Genomic DNA, 21642 nt, shown 5'->3' on the forward strand with positions numbered 1-21642 from the left:
GGGGAGCCTCGATTACGATCTGATGCTGATCGAAACAACGAACCTCGCATCCAGCCAGCGCCGCGAAGAGCATGTAGATGCTCTATCAAGACAGGTGCAATGTCTGGGCTGTAGCACACGACGCGGCTGCGTTTGCCTTTGGTCGTTTCCGCTCGCACCGAGATCAGTCGGTGTGCAACGTCTAAATCCTCAATACGCAAGGCCACCAACTCGGCACGGCGAAGAGCCCCGAAATACGCCAACGACAGCATTAGTCGATCACGGATAGACGACCTGGCCGCAATACTGAGAAAGTGTCGCCACTGCTCATCGGTGGGAATGTCTGGCAACTTAATCAGCCGTGGGAGCAAGCCCCTGACAAACCCTCCATGTCCAGGCACTTGGGCCAGCCGACCATGCTGTCCGCGGGGCACGGGGTTGTGCTCGCAAAGACCCTGAAAAACGAGGTGGTCGTACCACAACCGGATAGCAGTAAGCCGCTGGTGCAAGGTTGAATTCGCCACCGCGCTCTTTGCGCCAGGTAGCAGCTCACGGATGTAGAGCGTGACTTGTTCGAATGTCGCGGATTCGGGTTTCAGCCCACTCCCTTCGCAATGCAATAAGTAATGCGCAAGGGCACGGCCATAGGCGTCAAGGGTGGCCGGCGCACGCCCCAGATTACCCAAGAGCTCCAGCCAAGCTTGTACACTGGAATAACGACTTAACACTTGCTTGTGCAATGGGGTGGTGGTCATGGGCGCCCCCTGAGCGTCAACGGATTCAGCCTAGCTCAAAAGCATTCCACCTAACTTAATAGAGGGCGTAGTTGCTGCTGAAGGCGACGATCCCATGGCGCTTGAGGTCGCCTCTGATCTCGTGGAAGAGGGCGCCCATTTTCACGAACGGCTTGGCATCGGCAGAGCGGGCAATCACGCAGCCGTCGTTGTTGCTGAGCACCACGATGGGCGTGCGCAACAGATCCGGACGAAAGACACGCTCGCAGCTGGCGTAGAAGCTGTTGCAGTCGACCAGTGCGTACACAGGATCAGCCATGAGTGAGGTGGTTCCGCAGGCTGTGAGTGACGACGCCCCAGATCGTCAGCTCATCGTTTTCCAGGATATAGCGCGGAGAGTAGGCCGGGTTCTCCGAGCGCAGGATGAACTGGCCCTGTTCTTGGGCCAGGCGCTTTACCAAGACATCGCCGTTAAGGCAGGCAACCACCACATGCCCCGGCCTTGCTGTGATAGCGCGGCTGACGATCAGATGGTCACCGTCGAAGATGCCGGCCCCTGCCATGCTGTCACCGCTAACGGACACCACGTAGGTGTGCGGTGTTTGCAAATCCAGCAGCGCATCGAGCGAGAGCTTGTGTTCCATGTGGTCCAGCGCCGGGCTGGGAAAGCCGGCTGGAACGCGTGCATCAAAGAGGGGGAGGGCTGTACGGCTATGCTGTAGCGGACCGATGATAAGTGCGGTGCTCATAACTTGCTACTCGTAGTGCTGTTTATATATACAGTAATCGGGGCTTTCCCATTCCAGCAAGGTATGTTTATCGGGAGGGTGCAGTCAGGTGCTGCATGGATTGTTTACAGGCGAAAAGTAGACAGATCGCCATGCCAGAGAGTCTTGGTTATGGTCGACCGCAATCATGCTTGGAGATGATGGCATTCACTGCCGTTATCTAGGGCTGTAATAGGCTTCGACTATCCGCGCTTGATAATCGGAGGCAAACATCAACTGATTGTTGATGAAATCCGGATACTGTAGGCTGCAGTACATTTGCAGTAGTGTCAGGAGAGGCTATGGCCAACAGCAAAACCGCCACGCTGACCTTTCGGATCGATCCGAGCTTGAAGGAGGCATTGCGCGTCGCAGCTCACGCGGAGCATCGCTCCATCGCGAACATGATCGAGGTCTTGATTCGTGGCTACTGCGAGCAGCGAGGCATTGCCATCCCCGACTCCGAAACCGAGAACAAGAGTGGAGAGCGTTCATGATCAAGACGGTTAAGCAGGCCTGCCGGTTCAATCCGGTCATTCAAGACTACCGGATGAGTCAGGGCATCGAGAACCTGGCCGATCTGATTCATGACGCGGGTGACGGTCGAGAGTTCTTCTCGCGCAACTTCGTCACGCACGGCATGGAGCAACTCTTCCGCGAAGGCCTACTGCGCCTGTCCGGCAAGTCTGATCAGGCCGTCTTCGAACTGACCCAAGCAATGGGTGGCGGTAAGACGCACATGATGATCGCGCTTGGTCTGCTGGCGCGGCATCCTCATCTGCGTCCGGAAGTCCTTGCCACTGACTTGAGTGATCGCGTGGATTTCGGTCAGGCCCGCATCGCCGCTTTCAACGGTCGCAACAACCCCGACAACTACATCTGGGGCGAAATCGCGACGCAGCTAGGCGAAGCCGAGGCCATTAAGCCCTACTGGGTCAATGGCCCCAAAGCGGTCGACCAACGTCAGTGGAAAGAAATCATTGGGGACAAGCCCACGCTGATCTTGCTCGACGAGTTGCCCCCCTACCTTGACAACGCCAGCACCCAGGTGTTTGGACAGGGCACGCTCGCGAACATGGTGGTTTACAGCCTCAGCAGCTTGATGAGTGCCGCGCTTGAGTTGCCCAACTGCGCCATCGTCGTCGCCAACCTTTCCGGCAGCTACAAAGCGCAGACCAAGGCTCTCGGGGATGCCATTTCCAATCTGCAGCAGGAAACCCGCCGTCAGGCAATGACGATCACGCCGGTGCAACTGGCCGGTAACGAGATCTACGAGATCCTCAAGAAGCGACTGATTGACGAACTTCCCGACGAGCGCATCATCGCTGACATCGCCGACGAATACGCCCAGCAGATCAAGAAGGCCGAAGATGGGGGCTACATTGTCGCCGCCAGCCTGGAACAGATTGCCGAGCAAGTTCGCGAGACCTATCCGTTCCATCCCTCATTCAAGCATCTGGTCGCCCTGTTCAAGGAGAACGAAGGCTTCCGCCAGACCCGTGGCTTGATGCAGTTCACCGCCCGGTTATTGAAGAGTGTTGCGGAACGGGAAGCAGACGACGTTTTCCTCATCGGCACCCAGCATTTGGCACTCAATGACGATCAAGTCAAAGACGAGATCGAACGCATCGCGCCAAAGTTGATGCCAGCCCTCACCCGCGACATCGCCGACAACGGTAATGCCATCGCGGAAACCATCGATGACGAACTGGACGGCGATGCCGCCCAGCAAGTGATGACGCTGCTGTTGGCATCGTCCTTGTCTCGCGCAGTCGGTGGTCGGATTGGCTTGTCCGACAGCGAGATCATCGAGTTCCTGGCCGCGCCCAACCGCAAGGCGGATGAATTTCTCCAGGCGCTGCAACGACTCCGTGAGCACGCGTGGTACCTCCACCGCGAGGATCAGCGTTTCTTCATCAAGGAAACGGAAAACCTTTCGCGTCAAATCGAACGCAACGCCAAGGAAGTACCGCAGCCCAAGGTTGACCAGGCGCTCATTAACCGACTGACTGGCATCCTGCAGCCCGAGCGGCGCAACGCCTATCAGGATGTGCAGGTACTGCCGAAGCTAGACGAGCTCAAGCTCACCGGGCCGCGAACGCTAATTGTCATTAAGCCAGATGGCAAGGTGCCGCCGAGCGAACTGCAGAGCTTCTTCGACTACCAGCAGGAGAAGAACAACCTGCTTGTGCTCACAGGCCAGGACAGTCATATGGCTGATGCGGTCGAGGATCGTCTGCGGGAGCTCTATGCCATTGAGCAGATTCACAAACGGTTGAAGGCTGGCGACACGCTTTTTGAGGAAGCGCGCGACCGAATGGAAGAAGCCGAAGATCGCTTCGAGAAAGCTTTGTCGGCGGCCTACAACCGCGTCTACTTCCCCAGTGTTGATGATCTGGATGGACGCGAGTTTCTCGCGCCGGTCACCATCGACAACGGATTGAAGCTGGGCAAAGGAGATCAATCGGCTGAGGCTCAGATCGAATCCCTACTCGCCAGCCCGCGCGCCAACTACAAGCTCGCGGCCGATCTCGCCGAGAACTTTAACGAGTACTTTGCGATGGCTGAGGAATACCTCTGGCCATCAGGCAAGGACAACCGGCGCACCCCGTGGAAGGACGTCGTCAGCCGTGCCAAGAGCAATCCCGTTTGGCCGTGGATGCCCGGCAGCGGCGGTATGGACACCCTCAAGACGGAGGCACTGAAGCAGGGCCGCTGGCGATTGGGTGAGGATGGGTACGTCGAGAAGGGGCCGTTCCCCAAAGACAAGACCACTGTCAACGTCTCCGTGGTCGGTAGCCATCCCGACACCGGCGAGACCATTTTGAGTCTCACTCCTCGGCATGCAGGCGAAAGCCCATTGGTCGTTTATGCAAGCCGGCCAGAGGAACTGGTTACCGGGAAAGCGGTGGACGATCTCGATAGCTTCACGACCGGAGAAGGCACGCTCTACTTCCTAGCCAAAGATCAGACCGGCCAGTACGAAACTGGTGCGCCTGTTCGGTGGACTGCCGATCTCAAGATTCGCCACCAGGTTGATCCAGCCGCTGACAAGCGGCGCATCACCCTGGCGAGTACGCCCAAGGCAGATCTGTTCTACACGCTGGATGGTTCCAATCCCAAGGACGGCACGCCCTACGAGGGTCCGTTCGAGATCGGGCCTCAAGCGGTACGCCTCTTGGTTTATGCACGCGCTGGTGAAGCCAACAAGACAGCGGACTTTCAGGTTCCTGCAAGTGGCGACAAGACGGTTCAGATCGTTGATACCAAGCCGGCCAAGCTGCAATCCAAGCGAGTCGCGCTCGACACCACTGACCGTGTCTATGGCGTCATCAACCGCTTCCGCGATCAGCCGGGCACTCGCTTTAAGGGTGTCCGCATTGAGATTGGCGAGGGTGAAAACACTGTGACCATTCGCTTTCAAGAGCGAGAAGTAACCGCAGCAATGGTTGAGGGTGTGGTGAACAGCCTTCGTCAGGTGTTGAACGAAGACCAAGCGCCGGTCGCCATCACCATTGCCGATGGCATCCAGTTCGACACCGGATTTGCTGCCAAAGAGTTCGCCAAGCTGGTGGGCATTGAGCTCAAGCCCGGCGACGTAATTCAGGAGAACTAAAGAGATGGCTCAATCCAAGGCGGCAAGCAGCGCGGCAAAAGGCAAAGCGGTAGGACAGAAAAGTCTGCACCCTACGCTTGGCTTTGGCGTGCCTGCCACCTCGGACCCGCATCACTTCAAGGTCATCATTCCTCGGAGCAACACCGGGCGCGTGCAGATAAGTGAGTACCTCGGCATGCAAGCCACCGCCGATGAGCACGCGGTTATCGACCGCGTATTGCTGGATCGACCACGCTGGACGGCCATCCGCTCAGAAGTTCAGCGCGCATTCAATGCCCGGCTCAATGGGCACGGGCTCAAGCCTAGCGCCTGGAAAGTCGGCGACAACCCAGTGGACAGACTGTTGGGCAAGGAGCTCTGTGTCCTCGCGTGGGCCGTGGAACACATGGAGATTGAGAAAGTGCCGGTCGCCGTGAGGAATTGGCTGGCGCTGCGCCCCGAAGAGCGCTGGTGGCTCTTTGGCATGACGGCCATGAGCACAGGCGGCATCAACGACAGTGACAAAGGTTGGCGGTTGGCGTTGCGCCACGCGCTAGGCGACGTCGCACAAAGCGAACTGCTGCAACCCAAGGCGCGGCGTCAACGCGCGGGCGACGACAGCGACCGCCCGACCTTGGACCTATTTGGGAACGAATGAAAAATGAATGAAGCGGTAAGAACAACAACTCCCCTGGCTCCGCTGGCGCTCAAGGACGCACCGGCCCTGATTGAATCGGTGTTCCCTGCGCAAAAAGTCTCGTTCGAGGCGCAAGCCGAACGTAAAGCGGTTGCTGCCCAGACGCTGACTGGGTTGGGTTCCTATTGGAAAGGGCGTAAACCTCTGATCCTGGTGCGCGCCATCGTGCTTGGCAGCCTGCTGCCCGCGACTGACGACCCTGAACAAGACCTCGCGGTGTTCGAGAAGTTGATGGCTTTCGATGAGGAAAGCCTCGCAAGGCGTGCGCTAGCTGCTAACGCGCTGTCCGCGACGCGCTTGCAGGAACTGATCCCCATCAGCGACCCCGAGCGCTATTTTTCCGGACGGGGCTGGCGGCGCGACATCACCGACGATGACAAGCTGGTGCTCTATCGCAGAGCATTGGTGACCTTTGGTAGCTACGAGGAAAAGGCCGGTCTGGGCAAACGCCCCGAAGAAGTGGATCAGGAATGGCTTTACGCTCCGGCGTGGGAGGCCGTTAACCAGCATTACGCGCATTTAGGCATCAACGCCAACAACATTGCCGAACTGGTTGAACAACTGGGCATGCTGCGCTACGGCCATCGGCCTAGGGCCGGTGATACATTCAGTGGCGGTGGTTCCATTCCGTACGAAATGGCCAGAATCGGATGCGATGTTTACGCGTCTGATTTGAATCCGGTCGCTTGTATGTTGACCTGGGGAGCGTTGCAGGTTATCGGTGCAGATCCGGATACCCGCACACAAGTTGAAAGAATGCAGCTTGATGCTCTTGCTGCGGTAAATAATAAGTTAGTCGAACTCGGTGTCGAGACAGACGAAAACGGCAATCGTGCAAAGGCCTTCTTGTACTGCCTGGAGACGCGGTGCCCAGAAACAGGTTGGATGATCCCACTATCGCCGAGTTGGATTATTTCGCCAAAGCATGGCGCTGTAGCCAAACTCATCCCAGACCCTAAAAATAAGCGCTTCCATATTGAGGTTGTCACGGGCGCCACTGCGTCAGAGCTGTCGGAGGCAGCTTCGGGGACAATTCAGGGCGCAGACATGGTCTACACAATAAATGGCCGCACATACCGAACGTCAATTAGCACCTTGCGTGGCGACTTCCGTGATTCGGATGGCATCACCAGAAATCGGTTACGTCGATGGGGAATAAATGATTTTAAACCGCAACAAAACGACATCTTTCAAGAGCGCCTTTACGCTATCCAGTGGATAACTAAAAATTCTGTCAATGCGTCACGGCAGGTTTCCTATTTCGCCACGGTGACTGAGGCTGACTTAGGGCGTGAGCGAAAAGTTGAAAAAATCGTGGAATCTAATCTTGCTCTCTGGCAAGCAGAAGGGCTTGTGCCGGATATGGCAATTGAGCCTGGGTACAATACGAACCAACCAATACGGGAGCGTGGTTGGACGTATTGGCATCATTTATTCGGGCCAAGGCACTTGTTGATCAATGCGCTGTTTACAGAACAGCTAAAGAAAGACCCTCGTGCTTGCTTATGGCTTCCGAATATTCTCGACAACAATAATCGTCTTTGTCAATGGCTCCCGAGCCAAGGGGGCGGGCTTGGTGGACCTAAGCATCTATTCGTAAACCAAGCCTTTAACACGTTCTGGAATTATCCAGTAAGGACATCTTCGTCTTATGAAACCTTGGTTTTTAAGCCTAGGCTTGATCGATTTACCGAAGTTAACACTAAACTACAGGTAATCAACGCGAGCGCATCAGACGTTCGTGATCAAGTCGAAATTTTTGTGACCGACCCGCCTTACGCTGACGCGGTAAATTACCACGAGGTCACCGAGTTTTTCATCGCCTGGCTGCGCAAGAACCCGCCCAAGCCCTTTGACGAATGGGTGTGGGATTCACGCCGCGCGCTTGCCATCAAGGGTTCGGGTGAGGACTTTCGGCGCGGCATGGTCGCCGCCTACAAGGCAATGGCGGATCACATGCCCGACAACGGCATGCAATGTGTGATGTTCACCCACCAGGACACAGGTGTTTGGTCGGACATGGTCGGTATTTTTTGGGCCGCCGGACTGCAGGTAGTTGCTGCCTGGTATATCGCTACTGAGGTTGATGCCGCTCATCGGAAAGGCTCTTATGTCCAAGGCACCGTAACGCTGATGCTGAAGAAGCGTGCTGCAGGTGATCGTGCAGGCTTCAAGCAACGCATCCTCCCTGCCGTGCGCAGCGAAGTGCAGCGTCAGATTGAAACCATGATGCACCTCAACGACGAGGTGAAAAGCAAACACGGCGAGCCCGTTTTCAACGACTCCGATCTGCAGATGGCGGGTTACGCCGCGGCGCTGAAGGTGCTGACGGCATATACCCACATTGGTGGTGAAGACGTGACGGCTTTCGCACTGCGCCCACGCGTGCGCGGCGAGGTCACAGTGGTCGATGAAATCGTCCAACAGGCGGCAGAGGCGGCCAACAGCCTGCTGGTGCCCGAAGGGCTGGCCGCCGACACCTGGGCCAAGCTGACAGGCATCGAGCGCTTCATGCTGCGCATGATGGACATGGAAACTACGGGTGCGGCCAAGCTAGACAACTATCAGAACTTTGCCAAAGCCTTCCGGGTTGAGGAATACAGCCGGGTCATGGGCAGCATGGCGGCCAACCAGGCCCGACTGAAGCGCATACCCGAGTTCACTTCCCGCGACTTGACCGACAGCACTGAGCTCGGTGCCACCCGACTCGGTCGCTTGATCATTGGCGTGCAACAGGTGTTGGCGGAAACCGAACCGCAGGCCATCGTCAGCCAATTGCAGGCCGAAATGGCTGACTTCCTCGAAGTGCGTCCGATACTGGTTGATTTGATGGCCTTTATTGAACGCAAAGCCCCGGAAGAGGAAGTCCGCGCTGCTGCCGAGGTTCTGGGCGCACGCCTTAAGAATCTGCGATTCGGGGGCTAGTTGAATGTCGATCCGGCGCTTCTCCTCCCGGACCCATCGGCTCGACGCGAGCTTCCTGTTGCAGCATCTGCAGGGGGCTCGCAGCTATAAGCGCATCGCTGGCTACTTCACGAGCTCGTTGTTTGAAGTCGCCAACGAACTGCTGGAGACGATTCCCGAGGTCAAGATTGTCTGCAACGTGGACATTCACCCCGATGATCTGAAGGTAGCGCACCTACGCGAAGCCAAAATGATGGGGCGTTGGAACGAGAAGGCTATCGAAGCAGAGGCCTTGCTCAATCGAGATCGCTACCGTCGCTTAGACACCTTCTTGCAGAAGCATGGTCAGGCCGTGCGCGTGGCTCCAGACAACATCTGCGGCTTCGTGCATGGCAAGGCGGGAGTCATCGAGCTGGCTGACGGTCGCAAGTTGGGCTTCATCGGCTCGATGAATGAGACCCGCAGCGGCTGGCAGCGGCACTACGAGATATTGTGGGAAGACGAGTCCCCCGAGGGGGTCGCCTGGATTGAGGAAGAGTTCGAGTTTTTGTGGAATGCGGCTCGACCGCTTCCGCAGGTGGTCATCCGGGAGGTCCATCGGCGTGGCTACCGCCGCGAGGTGTTCTTCGACGAGATCGACGAAGAGGAGAATCTCGCACCAGCGGCCTTAATCGAATCGCCTCTTTACCGCGAGGGATTGTCTCTACAGCCTTGGCAGCAGGGGTTTATCACCGAGTGCCTGCGCCACCACCAACAGCACAAAGTAGTGAGGCTGCTGCTGGCCGATGAGGTGGGGCTCGGAAAGACGCTGTCCCTCGGTACCGCAGCGCTGACACTTTGTTTGTTGGCGGATCGAGAAAACCAGGCGCGCAAGCCAGTGGTGATCTTTGCTCCGGCCACCCTGTGCGAACAATGGCAGACAGAGATGATCGATAAGCTGGCGATCCCCTGTGCGCGCTGGGACACCTTGCGCAAGGTTTGGCTGGACACTGATGAACGCGTAATCTCACCTGCAGGCCGCGAGCAGATAGCCAAGTGCCCCTTGCGGATTGGGATTGTCTCCACTGGCCTGATGATGCGGGACTCCCTGGAGAAACAGCACCTCCTGGGCCTTCGATTCGGTTTGGTCATCCTTGATGAAGCCCACAAGGCGCGCAGTCGCCAAGGCTTCGGCAAGGATGCTGGCTCCCCGAATGAGCTGCTTGCGTTCATGCGTGAGATTGCGGCGCGCTCAGATCATGTTCTTCTGGGCACTGCTACGCCGGTTCAGACCCAGCCCGAGGACTTATGGGACTTGATCGGCATTCTCCACCAAGGCAAAGGCAACTTTGTCCTCGGCAATGACTATGCGCCGTGGTACCGGCCTCGTGAAGTGCTGCCTATCCTTTCCGGGGAGCAAGAGGTCACTGATGTTGGATTCGCTTGGCAACTGCTGAGATCGCCTTTACCCCTGGTTGACTCGACCCAAGAACCGCGAGCGAGAAAGCTGTTCAGCGCTATTCGTCAGGACTTGGGACTCGTCAACGGGGAATGGCAAACCACCAAGACAGCTACAGATTTGACGGAGGACACCCGGGAGATCCTGGAAGATGAGTTGGAGCGCCGAATTTCGGGTGCCACCTTATTCCAGCGTGAGAATCCATTGGTGCGTCACGTCGTATTGCGCAAACGCGTCAGCCTCGAAGAGGCTGGACTGTTGACAAAGGTCGGTGTCGACGTTCATCCAGATCGCCAGCTTGTCGGCGACCCACGTTGGTTCGATGCCCTATTTGAGGCCAAGGCGCTGCGAACCAATGATAACTTCCGTGAAGCCTATCGAGAGGCGCGCTTGTTTGGCAAGGCGCTCGGTAAGCGCGGTAAGGGCGGCGGGTTCATGAAAAACCTCATGGAGCAACGCATTTGCTCCAGCATTCAGGCAGGACTCAGTACCGCCAGGATGCTTTTGGAGGGCCGGACGATCCACCAAGAGGAAGATGAGCAAGAAGCTGATCTCAAGGTTGAAAGCGGCGAAGAACGCGAGGTTTTGCTCCGTCTGATCAGTCGCCTAGAGCACATTGAGGAAGACCCAAAACTCAACGCCGTTATCCATTACCTGGAAAGAGAAAAGTGGCGCGAGCTCGGGGTCATTATCTTTAGCCAGTACTACGACACGGCAAAGTGGGTCGCCGACGAGTTAGCCGCGCGGCACCCGGATGAAGCAATTGGCCTGTACGCTGGCGCAGGCCGCAGTCGTTTGTATCAACGTGGCGACAGCGTGACGTGCGAGCGGGAAACGCTCAAAAAAATGGTGGCTGAACACGAGATCCGCATCATGGTTGCTACAGATGCGGCCTGCGAAGGTCTCAACCTTCAAACGCTGGGCACATTGATCAATATTGATTTGCCGTGGAATCCGACTCGCCTCGAACAGAGGATCGGACGCATCAAGCGCTTCGGCCAGAAGCGCGAAACCGTGGATATGCTCAACCTAGTGAATGAGCAAACCGTAGACGAGAAGATCTACGAACGTCTGTCGGAGCGGATGCGCAATCGCTACGACTTGTTTGGATCAGTTCCAGACACCATCAAGGACGAATGGATCGAGGACATCGAAACCCTCGGGGAAAAGATGGACGAGTTCATCAATGCTCAGAAAGAGGCGACGGGATTTGACCTGCGCTATACGGGCACGATGGAGCCGCCGGAGAAAGACTGGCGGGATTGTTCGGAGGTGCTGTCACGGCGAGACTTCGCAGTGCTGATGACCACGGCTTGGACGGGATAACGATGCTGGACGAGTACTCGATAGAACAGCGCGCGAGTCAAATCTTCGACGCGCGCAGCAGGGAATATTTCTCCGAGGTATTGAGCTGCTACACGGGGGGCAATTACCGGTCGGCTGTCGTGATGCTGTGGTCGGTGGTGGTCTGTGACCTTCTGTTCAAGCTCCAGCATCTCGTTGATCTCTACGGTGACGACAAGGCAAAGGCTATTCTGGCCGAGATCAGCAAACTGCAGGAGGCCAACGAACGGTCTTCGGAATGGGAGTCGAAGCTGGTGGAGTCGGTGGCGGAACAGACGCAGTTACTGGACATCGCCGAGCGAGAGAACTTGCTGCATCTGCAACGCCAGCGGCACCTTGCGGCTCACCCGGTAGTCAACGCCAATTTCCAGTTGCATCGCCCGAACCGTGACACAGCCCGTGCCCTGATTCGCAACGCGCTCGATGGGCTGCTCACGAAGGCGCCGATCTTATCCAAGCAGATCGTGGGTGATCTGGTCGAGGATCTTGAGCAGGCATCGGGAATCCTGATCGACGACAAGAAGCTGAAGGCGTACTTGGAAAGCAAGTATTTCTCGCGCTTCAATCCGGAGGTCGAGAAGGCCGTCTTCAAAGCCTTGTGGAAGTTTGTGTTCCGGTTGACCGACGAACGGTGCGAGAAGAACCGCACCATCAACTACAGCGCATTGACTCTGCTGTATGGCCGCAACCCGACGCAGTTCCAAACGCAAATCGAAGCCGACAGGGATTACTTCAGCACGATAGCCACGGGTGGCGCGCCCCTTGTGTGCCTGATTCACTTTCTATCGCGCTCGCCACGAATCTACGGGTTACTGGCGGATCACGCCAAGACCGCGATCCTGCACACTGCCGAGCAGGAAGCTTCCGCTCACTGCTTGGCGTGGTTCACTTCCAGTTCGCTCGAAGAACACGCCGCGCGGCTTGGTGAATGGATAGCGAGCGCGGACTATCCTCAGATTGATCAGGGAACATGGGACTCTTTACGGGAACTCTCTGATTCGCCGGAGTGGGCCAAAGCTGTGATTCGATTGACGAACAAGTATTACGTTGCTAGCGGGAGCTATAACGCCGCCGATCAGCGGTTTGCGGAGGTGATCCGGCCCGCTCTTGGACGGTATGTCATTGACGATTGCATCGATCTCATCGAGGGAATTCAGAGCAACAGCCAGACATGGGAGCGGGGGCGCGCACGTGGAGATCATCGACTGCTGCGTGCCAGAGCAATGGAGCTCGACCCGTCGTTCGATCCAACACAGTACGCAGTTTTCAACCGACACCTCGACTGATGTTGCGGACAGAGTCGAATGTGAATTTTCGGCGCCATTGATTTCTGATGACGGTTTTGGCCAGAAGGCTTTTCAATCTGCTTGTATCCTGAAAATCCATTGCTGTAACGCCTTCAATTGTTCTGTGTTCACTGGTATTTGTCAGCAGTTAAACGGCATGCGTTAACTGGGTCTTGCTTGCATGGTTTCTGGGAAGCGTTGGCTAAAGGAAAAAGAAAAAGTGAGAGCCATTGCAGGCAGTCTATCGACTACCCACGCTGGCCCACCGCTTAAAGGTTCGTGCTTACTTTCTGCCTCCGGTAGATCCAGCACGCCAACACCACGGCAATCAGCAATGGTGGAAAGCGCACCATCAGAATCACCAGCAGCAATATCGCCAGACAACCGGCCAAGATCCCGGCAAACATGAATGCCGAGGCAACAGTCCGTAACAGCAGTTTCATTGGCACCTCCTTACAGGTAGCCGCGCTCAGCCAGCGACACACAACCCTCCTGGCCTACCACAACGTGATCGAGCGTTCTGACTCCGACCAGATTCAGTGCGTCCTGCAGTTTCGTGGTGAGGTTTCGATCCGCCATGCTGGGTTCAGGGTCACCCGAAGGGTGGTTGTGCACCAGGATCAGGGCAGCGGCGTTGTGCTCCAGGGCGAGCTTCACGACCTCCCGTGGGTAGACGCTGGCGCTATCCAGCGTGCCGCGAAACACTTCCTCAAATGCGATCACTCGGTGCCGGCTGTCGAGCATGAGCAGGGCAAATACTTCATGCTCATAGTTGGCCAGCAATGTTTGCAGGTGGCAGAACACGTCCTTGGGGGAAGTCAGTGCTCGGCCCTTGCGCAGGCGCAGACTGGCCAGTTGCTTGGCCATCAGCAGGATGTCGTTTTCCGTCACCGGCGACTCGACCAGGTAGGTGCCTGTCGTGTCACTGGCTTTCAGCTTGTGCAGGCGCATGGCGGCCTCCTTGGTTTTGGTCTGTGGGTGGGGTTTGACGTGCAGCCTGTGCATCGAGCTTTTCAGCCAGGCTGGGTTTGGTGGGGTTGAGTTGAGACATTGTTGCTACAGCAGTTGCTTCACCCTCGGGGTAGAACTCATCGACGATGGCGCCGACATCCTCCTCGCTGTCCTCGAACGCACCGTTGCCGAAGCCGCGTCGTGCCGCCTCATCCAAAGCGGCCTGATTGAAGCCTGCAGCCTGACGTCGTGAATCGAGTTCATTGGCTGTCACCAATGCTTCGGCCATTTCCATGCCACCGCGTACCGTCAGGTCGGCGTAGAAGATCGGCGTGCCATGACTCTGGCGTGTCGACTTGCCACGCAGACGTAGTTCCAGTGGCAGGCAGGCCAGGCGGTTGCCCGAGATGGCCTGGAAGTAATGCAGGCGCGCGGCCAGGGTGCGGATGCTGTTAAAACCGGTGGTACGGAACACGAAGCTGCCCAGCGGATCCTCATCGCCAATGACTACGTTCAGTCGGCCGTAGGGCTTGCAGGCACTGCCTTTCGCCAGTGGGCAGACATCCGGTGACGGGCATGGCAGCGACTGCATGCCGTCCTGGGTAACCCGCTTGCAGGTTTCGCCATTGCCGACGCACAGCGGTCGTCCGGATTGCCGGTCGAACAGCGTGTAGTCAGCACGGAAGTTCAGTTCCGGCTCGTTGAATAGAAGGCGTACCGGAATGCTGCGCAGCTTGTCGTCCTTGCCTTGGCGCAGCTCATCATTAAGGGGATGCACTAACCAGCCGTCGCGGCTCTGTACCTGGGAAGTGATGGTGAACTGATCATCCTTTTCCGGCAGGCGCTTGCCGTTTTTCTCGATGACCTTGCCGATGGAAATCCGCCCGAGCACCGGCGGAGTAATAGCCAGACCTTTGAGCATGGTGGTCTCCTGAAAATGAAAAAAGGCCAGCCCAAGCAGCGCGAACTGCATGGGCTGGCCAAGGGGAGGGAGTGATGAAATGAGGTTGGAATCAGCCGACCAGGAAGCGCCGTGCGCCGGGTTTAACCAGCGAGTATTTGGCTCTCAGGTGCGGTCTCTCCTGAAGTAGCCGGGCCACGTCGAAGCCGACGCTGTCTTTGGCTTTGCGCCAACTGATGTACCCATTGGTGAACTCAGCCCGACTGGCCTCGCCCATGGCCTGTTGCAGCATCTGCTTGAGCTGGGCCTCACGCTTTTCCTTAACGGCAATCGCTTGGCGCAGTGCTTTGAGCTCAATGTAGGCCGCTGACAATCCAGCATGAGCGCTGAAATCCACGGTCTCGCCTGAATCCGTTGGGAACAGGCAGCGCAGCGCGGTCTCGGCGGAAGCTGTGCCGTCGGCGGGTGGTGGTGTATCGGTTTCCACGTACTGCCAGAAGCGCCGTTCGAGCTCGATCAGGCGAGCAATCATCTGCTCATCCCGCTCTATGCGGTGGATCTCCAGATGCTGCCCTCCGAGTACAACCGCCACATCGGCAGCCTGCTTGCCCGTGACGGCGAGCTGGTGCATCACCTGCAACTGCACATATTCGGGCACGCCCTCTTTCCAGAGGCGTGCCCCGTTTATGCCGGCTGTCTTGCATTCGAGGATCTGCACGTCATCGGCACCGATCACTTCTCGGTCAATATTTGCGAGCATCCATGGCAACTCAGGATCCGGGTGCTGTAGTACCGCATTGATGCGACGAACCTTGTTCTTGGTGCGCTTGCTGTAGTGCCAGGCCACGATGGGCTCTAGGACGTTGCCCCAGTACATCGGGCTGTCCTCATCATCAGGATCGGTCTTCGGCAATCCGGTATCTCGCCCGGTCTTTTCCAGCCACAGTTCCAGTTGCGATTTGTAGGGGTTGAGGCCGACGGCAGCGGCTGCATCGGAGCTGCCGATGCCTTGCTTGCGGACTGCCAGCCAATCTTCGCGAGGCAATTCCTTGGTGCTGATCAGACGCAAAGCCGGACGGGGTTTGCTGGTACTGCGGTTCAATGAGGTTGCTTTCATGCTGTTCACCTTGCAGACATAAAAACGCCCAGCCAGCGCGAAGCTGACCGGGCGATACGGTTGAGATGGGGTGACGGGGGTTAGGCAGCGAGCTGAAGAGCGGTATCCAGGGCGCGTTGTTTGATCTGTGCGCCTTGGCCGAACCAGGCTGAATCAAGCCGGTACTCGGTGCTGCGTGCACGCCGTTCGTGATCTACGTATTCGGTCACGGCATTCAGCAGGCCCCAGGCGGTGCCCTTTGCCGATTCCAGCTGACTGCCCCGGCCACGGCCTTCGTACAGCTCCTGAACCTTGCGCAGGGCGCGTTCGTTGGGTAGCTGTTCAGGAAGCTGGCCAGTCGGACTGACCTCGCACATGACGTTCATAAAGAAGCCCATTGCCTCATGCCACTGCACCTTGCGCTCAGCCAGATGGCGCATGCGGTACATGAAGTCGTCCCATTGCGAGACGGCGATGCCGAGCTGCTTCTTCACCAGATTCGGATCGAAGCGAGTGTTGTGCGGCACCTTGATCGCTCGGCTGGTGCCGTCCAGGGCGATGGTCAGGGTGTTGTTGCACACCACGCGAACAGTGGTCGGTGTTGCGGTGGTGGCCAAGGTGCCGTCGCATGACGTAGCCAATAGTAGGTAGCCGTTGACCTGGTCGTTACCCTTGATTGCCGTGCCTTGCCCAGTGCGTGCAAGCGCCCAGAACTTGCGCCCACCCTTGAGCACGCCAGCTGTCTCCAGCTCATAGCCGGAGACCTCGGTTAGATCCCGGTAAAACTCCAGTACCTCGCGCGGCTGCACGGTGTGATAACGCTTGGAGACCACTGACAGCGGGGCTTTGGTATCCGAGCGATAGAGCACCTTCTGCTCAGGGAAGGAATGAATCGTACCGAGGTGGCCGATGGCGTCCGATTTGAAATGAACGGGGCTTTCCAAGATTTGCCAGTCCATTCCAGCTTCACGTTGCCAGACCTCAATGGGTTGTTTTTGCGGCAGGTTGTTGCCCAGACCGTGCCAAGGGGTAGCGCCAGCGTAGGCCATGGTTTCGACGAGATGAGCCATGAGAACGATTCCTTTGGGTGCGCGCCGGCATAAGCGCCGCGCAGAGCGCAGCGCCGGCTAGGAGTCAGAGAAAAGAAAGAGATTCGAGCCGCCTGATCAGGTCGGCAGGTTGAAGCGATGCCCGCAGAGCAGGCAAAGGTTGTTAGCCAGGACGTGGCGATCAAGCTTGTGACCAAGCTGCGCGCCGAGGGCGCAGCCACCGACGCCGCCGGCCAGTCCGCCGAGGATGGCACCGGAGATTGAGCCGACGGTAATGCCGACAGGGCCGGCAATAGCGCCAATAGCCGCACCGGCTTGACCGCCAGCCAGCGCAGCACTGATGCCACGGGCAGCACCACCGACCGTGCCTACAGCAGCAGCGATCTTCATGGCGTGGTGGAAGGAAGCGACTTTGGGGGAACGACAGCGAGGGCACTGCAATGACATGAGGTGAACCTTCTTGATGGTGATGTCATTGCGGTTATGTAGGGCTGAGATTTTTTTGAATCGAATGGCCGGCTTTCAGGCGCGTATCAAATCGAGCAATGGGCTGGAGTCGGCCAGAAGTGGTCATGCAATGGCTGCCAACCCTAAATGGACGCTTGGCTTCGTCTAAAAAATTGGGGGCGATTCAATCATATCTTGAATGCCTGAAACTGGCGCTTTTTAGCGGCAGCATTGTGATACCGGCGCAACCAAAAATATTTTTGCAGAACACGACGGTAGCTTTTTCGCCGATCAGCATCCGCATAGTCCTTACGGTAGGCCGCGTACATCTTTCGGATTGACTTAATCACCAAAGCTCTCTGGGCCTCCAAGAAGACCTCGATCTGTTCGCGCGCGCCTATAACTGCGTGCCTTCCAGCCTGAGTAGATATTGCCCTTGCTACTGACGGGGAACGCATATCGGCGGCTGCAAGCATGAGGTCGAGCGTATTGACATAGGTGACCCCGGCCTCTTTGACCAGGAACTCCGAGTCACCGTACATCAGCTTGAACAGTGCGCGGATCTGCTTTACTAACTTCGCATTGCGTACCACATCCTCCGCCAGAGCCAGCCGAGCATGGGTAGCCCTACCTTCCGCTTCCGCGGCCGAGCTGAGGCCTGCACCGACCGCAAAGTTTTCACTAATGTCGCAATACTCTGTCGAGATGCCACCCCGGAAAGTGATCTCTTTCTCCACTAGACACTTGTGCATCAGAGCGCCCAGGCGCATGGCGATGATCATCAAAGCGTTGGCTGAATGCATTAACACCTTGTCAGCATTCTTCTCCCGAGCCACGTCCTTAGGTTTGAACGTGACGACGATAGAGTCGGAGATGAACGCGCTTTTCACCTCGTACCATTCGTAAAAGTTAAACACCGTGTCTTTCTTGTAGCCTTGCTCAACGCGCGCCTCAAGCTGCACCAACTCATCCCTATTAGAGGTCATGAACTTTATGAGGTCTTGAGCCTGGTCATCAGTGGTAACCGAGGAGTTCAGCTTCTTGAAGCCCAGCATGTCAATAAACACTGTCCACTGCACTGCTTTCATCGATTCGAAATCACTTCTCAAAGTTAAGGTGAAAAACTCAAGTGTCGGCTTCTGGCCGATTTTGTTGAAAAAGTCGGCTTCTGAGAGAGCTGCTTTTCGGTAGATCAAAAATCGCTGGATTTTGGCGTTGCTACGTAAAAACCAAGACAGCTCCGTCTTCTGAGCGAACCAGATTTCAACGTCGACCACGCTTTTTCGCGGGCCAAAATTGCGGCGGGACTTTTTCAACAGAATCGGCCGGTTGCTGCCTGTTACTACCGTCTGCTTAACGGTAGTTGGCACTAATCAGCGTATCGAAACGACCTTTCTGTCCCGACTTTCCTTGATAGCTGACATCGAAAGATTGCCGGTAGCTGCTTGCTGGATGTGCTCGCTCCACCAAGCCATCATCGGGCGTCTGCGCTCGATGTAATCCCTTGATGCGAACCTCCTCATTGCAGGCTTGTGCAGAAATCTGCCCAGTCTGCCATCAGAGCTCTGCGCTTCTCCAGAAGATCGGAGCGTGAATAGGCTGCCTCGGTCTGGTCGCGTTCGTCATGCGCAAGCGCAAGTTCGCAAACCTCTCGCGGGTAGTTGGTGCATTCGTTTGCCCAGTCCCGGAAGGTCGATCGAAAGCCGTGCCTCGTGATGTCTGCATGCCCTAGCTTGTGCAGTAGGTTGCGAACTGCGTTGCCATGCATGACGCCGTTCTTCCCTTGCCCAGGGAAAAGATAGATTGAATGAGTCTTATTCATAGTCTTTAGCATCTCGACTACCTGGGGCGACAGTGGGATGACGAAAGGTTTTCGCATTTTCATGCGCTCAGCCGGAAGTGCCCAGGTGCCAGCTTCGAGGTCAAACTCGGACCATTGAGCATGTTGGATCATGTGGTAACGAGCACCGGTCAGAATCAGCAGCCTGGTTGCGATGGCGTCACGTGTATCGATATTGGCTAGAGCGGCTATCAGCTTCGGAGTGTCTTTCCATTGCAGTGCTGGGAAGTGCTGGCGCTGCCTGGCCTTCTTCTTCTCTGCCTTGCTCAGCAAGTTGTCCAGGTGTCCGCGCCAGCGGGCAGGGTTGTCCCCCTCGCGTAAGCGCCGAGCCTTGGCTGCATCCAGTATTTGCTCGATCTGGCCCCGGACTTCATCAGCGGTACGGGTCTTGGTTGCCCAGATGGGTTGCAATGCAGCAAGCACATGCTCGGTACTGATGATGTCAGCAGACAGGTTGCCCATGGTTGGAAAAGCGTAGAGCTCCAGTTTGCGTAGCCAGCCTTTCCGCCATTTCTCAGACCAGCTGCCGCCGTGTGCCTGCTGGTATTCGCGAGCGAGATCCTCGAACGTCATGCGACGTGCTGCGGCTTGGCGTTCGGCCTCGCGCTTGGCTTCTTTTGCCGCGTCGCGGGCTGCGAGTGGGTCGCTTCCGGAGGCTAGGAGCTTGCGTTGGTCGGCGGCCAACTGTCGGGCTTGGCCGAGTGTGACGGCAGGGAAGGGGCCTAGCCCCATTTCGCGGCTTCGGCCGTCCAGCTTGTAGCGAAAGATCCAGCTTGTGCCGCCGCTCTTGGATACCTGGAAGTACAGCCCGTCGCCATCGTTGGTTTTTCCTGGCGTGGCAGCTTTGGCGATCGACTCCACTGTCTTGCTGGTTAGCTTACCCATTGCTCCTCCTCAAACCCACACCCCTCAACCCACACTCTGACCCACACCTTGGTCGCGGATTTTATAGGTGGCTACTGGATGTCTTGGGATGGATGCTAAGCTGTAAGCCGCTTATTTACTAGGGCTGTAGGATCTTGTTGGATTTCTTCGGGCAATAAAAAAGCCGGCTTGTGGCCGGCTTTTCTTCAGTGCTTCGACTTACTTCTGGTAAGCCTCGGCAGCTTTGATGATGGCGGCGCGGGCGGCGTCGGCGCCTTCCCAGCCTTCGACCTTGACCCACTTGCCCTTCTCGAGATCCTTGTAGTTCTCGAAGAAGTGCTTGATCTGCTCGATCAGCAGCGGCGGCAGATCGGTGTATTCCTTCACGTCCACGTACAGCTGGGTCAGCTTGTCGTGCGGAACGGCGATCAGCTTGGCGTCGCCGCCGGCTTCGTCGGTCATGTTCAGTACGCCGACCGGACGGCAGCGGATGACCGAACCCGGGGCAACCGGATAGGGGGTCACGACCAGCACGTCGAGGGGGTCGCCGTCATCGGCCAGGGTGTGCGGAATGAAACCGTAGTTGGCCGGGTAGAACATCGGGGTGGCCATGAAGCGGTCGACGAACAGGCAGTCGGTGTCGTGATCGATTTCGTACTTGATCGGCGCGTGGTTGGCCGGGATCTCGATGGCGACGTAGATGTCGTTCGGCAGGTCTTTGCCAGCCGGGACTTTGCTGTAGCTCATGAACGATGGGCTCCTGATCGGCCAGCGCGGCCTGGGGGCGGAAAAAGTGGGCGCGATTATAGGCGCAATGTCGCGTGCAATGCACGCCGGCTTCGACGCGCCCGGCCTACGCAGGTTCCCGGTAATCGGGATGTTCGGCCTGCAGGCGTTGCAAGCGCGCCAGCGGGTCCTGCCGATAGAAGTCCGCCAGCTGCGCGTAGACCTCGGGAGAGGCCCGATGCAGCACGTCGGGCGCGCTGAAGAAATACTCGCTGGTCACGGCAAAGAACTCTGCCGGGTTCTCGGCGGCGTAGGGGTCGATCAGTGTCTCGGCATCCGGGTCGGCGTCGAGCATGCGGTCGAGCTGGTCGTAGGCGCGCTGCATGGCGCTGGCCCAGGCGTCGATGCGCATCTGCCGGTGCAGCGGCGGCAGGCCGTTGGCGTCGCCGTTGAGCATGTCCAGCTTGTGCGCCAGCTCGTGGATCACCAGGTTGTAGGCCTCCCAGCCGCCACTCTGCTGTACGCCAGGCCAGGCCAGGATCACCGGGCCCTGCAACCAGGCTTCGCCGCTGTGCTCGGCGTCCCATTCATGCTCGACGCCGGCGGCGTCGCGATGCTTCTGCGGGCTGAGGAAGTCGTCGGGGTAGATCACGATCTCGTGAAAGCCGCGATACCAGCCAAGATCGGCCAGGTGCAGCAGCGGCAACTGCGCCTGTAGCGCCAGGCGCAGGCGGTCCTGGGGTTGCAGCTCGACTCCTGCCAGAGGCGTCAGGCGCTTTTCATGCAGGAACAGCACAGCGCGCTCACGCATGCGGTTCAACTCGTCCTCGCTCAGGCCATCGAGTATCGGCAGGCTGTCGAGCACCTGCTGCCATAGCTCTGGAGCAACCGGATTGCGGGCAAGGATGCGTTTGCGCTGCCAGGCGCGGATGGACCACATGGGCGGAGGCTCCAGCTAGGTGGGCGCTCACATTAAGCGTGGCCGTCCCGTGCGGCAAGCTGGGTACCATCTGGCCGGAGCGCA

Annotated in this window: 18 protein-coding genes and 1 pseudogene; 6 read left to right on the forward strand and 13 right to left on the reverse strand. The window is 57.6% G+C overall.

Translation table 11 applies throughout. From position 1 onward, the window contains the following. From F753_RS48830 to F753_RS25395, 3 genes and pseudogenes are all read right to left on the reverse strand, one after another. A partial coding sequence (locus F753_RS48830) for a tyrosine-type recombinase/integrase (RefSeq protein ID WP_084799350.1) occupies positions 1-734 on the reverse strand: 734 nt, incomplete at its 3' end. Between the two features lie 58 nt (positions 735-792). Further along, positions 793-1032 (reverse strand): annotated as a pseudogene (locus F753_RS25390) (Y-family DNA polymerase); the annotation flags it as partial. Further along, positions 1025-1462: a LexA family protein gene (locus F753_RS25395; RefSeq protein WP_023443647.1), complete on the reverse strand. Its 438-nt coding sequence runs from the start codon at positions 1460-1462 to the stop codon at positions 1025-1027. The gene F753_RS25395 and the pseudogene F753_RS25390, both read right to left, overlap by 8 nt. A gap of 320 nt (positions 1463-1782) precedes the next feature. Here F753_RS25395 and F753_RS25400 point away from each other — a divergent pair, with 320 nt between their 5' ends. The 6 genes from F753_RS25400 to F753_RS25425 are packed head-to-tail and all read left to right on the forward strand — an operon-like array spanning position 1783 to position 12744. Continuing rightward, on the forward strand, positions 1783-1977 hold the full coding sequence (locus tag F753_RS25400; protein WP_013246744.1) for a type II toxin-antitoxin system antitoxin: 195 nt from the start codon (positions 1783-1785) through the stop codon (positions 1975-1977). After that, entirely contained in the window at positions 1974-5096 is a 3123-nt protein-coding gene (locus F753_RS25405) for an anti-phage-associated DUF499 domain-containing protein (protein ID WP_023443648.1), read from the forward strand. Before F753_RS25400 ends, F753_RS25405 begins: the two co-directional genes overlap by 4 nt. Positions 5097-5100: 4 nt before the next feature. Next, positions 5101-5733, forward strand: coding sequence for an anti-phage-associated DUF3780 domain-containing protein (locus F753_RS25410; protein WP_023443649.1), 633 nt, complete (start codon positions 5101-5103; stop codon positions 5731-5733). Positions 5734-5736: 3 nt separating this feature from the next. Beyond that, positions 5737-8697 carry an anti-phage-associated DUF1156 domain-containing protein gene (locus F753_RS25415; RefSeq protein ID WP_023443650.1) on the forward strand — a complete coding sequence of 987 codons (2961 nt, stop codon included), beginning with the start codon at positions 5737-5739 and terminating at the stop codon, positions 8695-8697. Between the two features lie 4 nt (positions 8698-8701). Beyond that, on the forward strand, positions 8702-11440 hold the full coding sequence (locus tag F753_RS25420) for a phospholipase D-like domain-containing anti-phage protein (RefSeq protein ID WP_023443651.1): 2739 nt from the start codon (positions 8702-8704) through the stop codon (positions 11438-11440). Between the two features lie 2 nt (positions 11441-11442). Then, the gene (locus tag F753_RS25425) at positions 11443-12744 is read left to right on the forward strand and encodes a hypothetical protein (protein ID WP_051375845.1); all 1302 of its coding nucleotides are present in this window, start codon (positions 11443-11445) and stop codon (positions 12742-12744) included. Positions 12745-13013: 269 nt separating this feature from the next. On the opposite strand, the gene F753_RS49665 is transcribed toward F753_RS25425, so the two are convergent. The 10 genes from F753_RS49665 to F753_RS25470 all read right to left on the reverse strand — a co-directional run bounded on the left by F753_RS49665 (position 13014) and on the right by F753_RS25470 (position 21558). Then, complete coding sequence (locus tag F753_RS49665) at positions 13014-13187, reverse strand: hypothetical protein (RefSeq protein ID WP_023443653.1); 174 nt, start codon at positions 13185-13187, stop codon at positions 13014-13016. A 10-nt stretch (positions 13188-13197) separates the two neighbouring features. Continuing rightward, positions 13198-13695, reverse strand: coding sequence for a RadC family protein (gene radC / locus F753_RS25430; protein ID WP_023443654.1), 498 nt, complete (start codon positions 13693-13695; stop codon positions 13198-13200). Further along, a complete protein-coding gene (locus F753_RS25435) occupies positions 13667-14617 on the reverse strand; it encodes a recombination directionality factor (RefSeq protein WP_031297076.1) in 951 nt (316 codons plus the stop codon). Before F753_RS25435 ends, radC begins: the two co-directional genes overlap by 29 nt. Positions 14618-14708: 91 nt before the next feature. Beyond that, positions 14709-15713 carry a YqaJ viral recombinase family nuclease gene (locus F753_RS25440; RefSeq protein ID WP_023443656.1) on the reverse strand — a complete coding sequence of 335 codons (1005 nt, stop codon included), beginning with the start codon at positions 15711-15713 and terminating at the stop codon, positions 14709-14711. 80 nt (positions 15714-15793) lie between these two features. Further along, the gene (locus F753_RS25445) at positions 15794-16762 is read right to left on the reverse strand and encodes a DUF932 domain-containing protein (protein ID WP_019341805.1); all 969 of its coding nucleotides are present in this window, start codon (positions 16760-16762) and stop codon (positions 15794-15796) included. A 96-nt stretch (positions 16763-16858) separates the two neighbouring features. After that, positions 16859-17131, reverse strand: a complete 273-nt coding sequence (locus F753_RS25450) for a hypothetical protein (protein ID WP_023443657.1) — start codon at positions 17129-17131, stop codon at positions 16859-16861. A 245-nt stretch (positions 17132-17376) separates the two neighbouring features. Beyond that, on the reverse strand, positions 17377-18504 hold the full coding sequence (locus tag F753_RS25455; protein ID WP_156924006.1) for a hypothetical protein: 1128 nt from the start codon (positions 18502-18504) through the stop codon (positions 17377-17379). A gap of 203 nt (positions 18505-18707) precedes the next feature. Continuing rightward, on the reverse strand, positions 18708-19913 hold the full coding sequence (locus F753_RS25460; RefSeq protein ID WP_023443659.1) for a tyrosine-type recombinase/integrase: 1206 nt from the start codon (positions 19911-19913) through the stop codon (positions 18708-18710). A gap of 198 nt (positions 19914-20111) precedes the next feature. Then, positions 20112-20639 (reverse strand): inorganic diphosphatase, encoded by a 528-nt coding sequence (gene ppa, locus F753_RS25465; RefSeq protein ID WP_014819027.1) that lies wholly within the window; start codon positions 20637-20639, stop codon positions 20112-20114. A 106-nt stretch (positions 20640-20745) separates the two neighbouring features. Then, complete coding sequence (locus tag F753_RS25470) at positions 20746-21558, reverse strand: M90 family metallopeptidase (RefSeq protein WP_023443660.1); 813 nt, start codon at positions 21556-21558, stop codon at positions 20746-20748. Positions 21559-21642: the final 84 nt, after the last annotated feature.

The organism is Stutzerimonas chloritidismutans AW-1 (assembly GCF_000495915.1).
GTDB classification, from domain to species: Bacteria; Pseudomonadota; Gammaproteobacteria; order Pseudomonadales; family Pseudomonadaceae; genus Stutzerimonas; species Stutzerimonas chloritidismutans.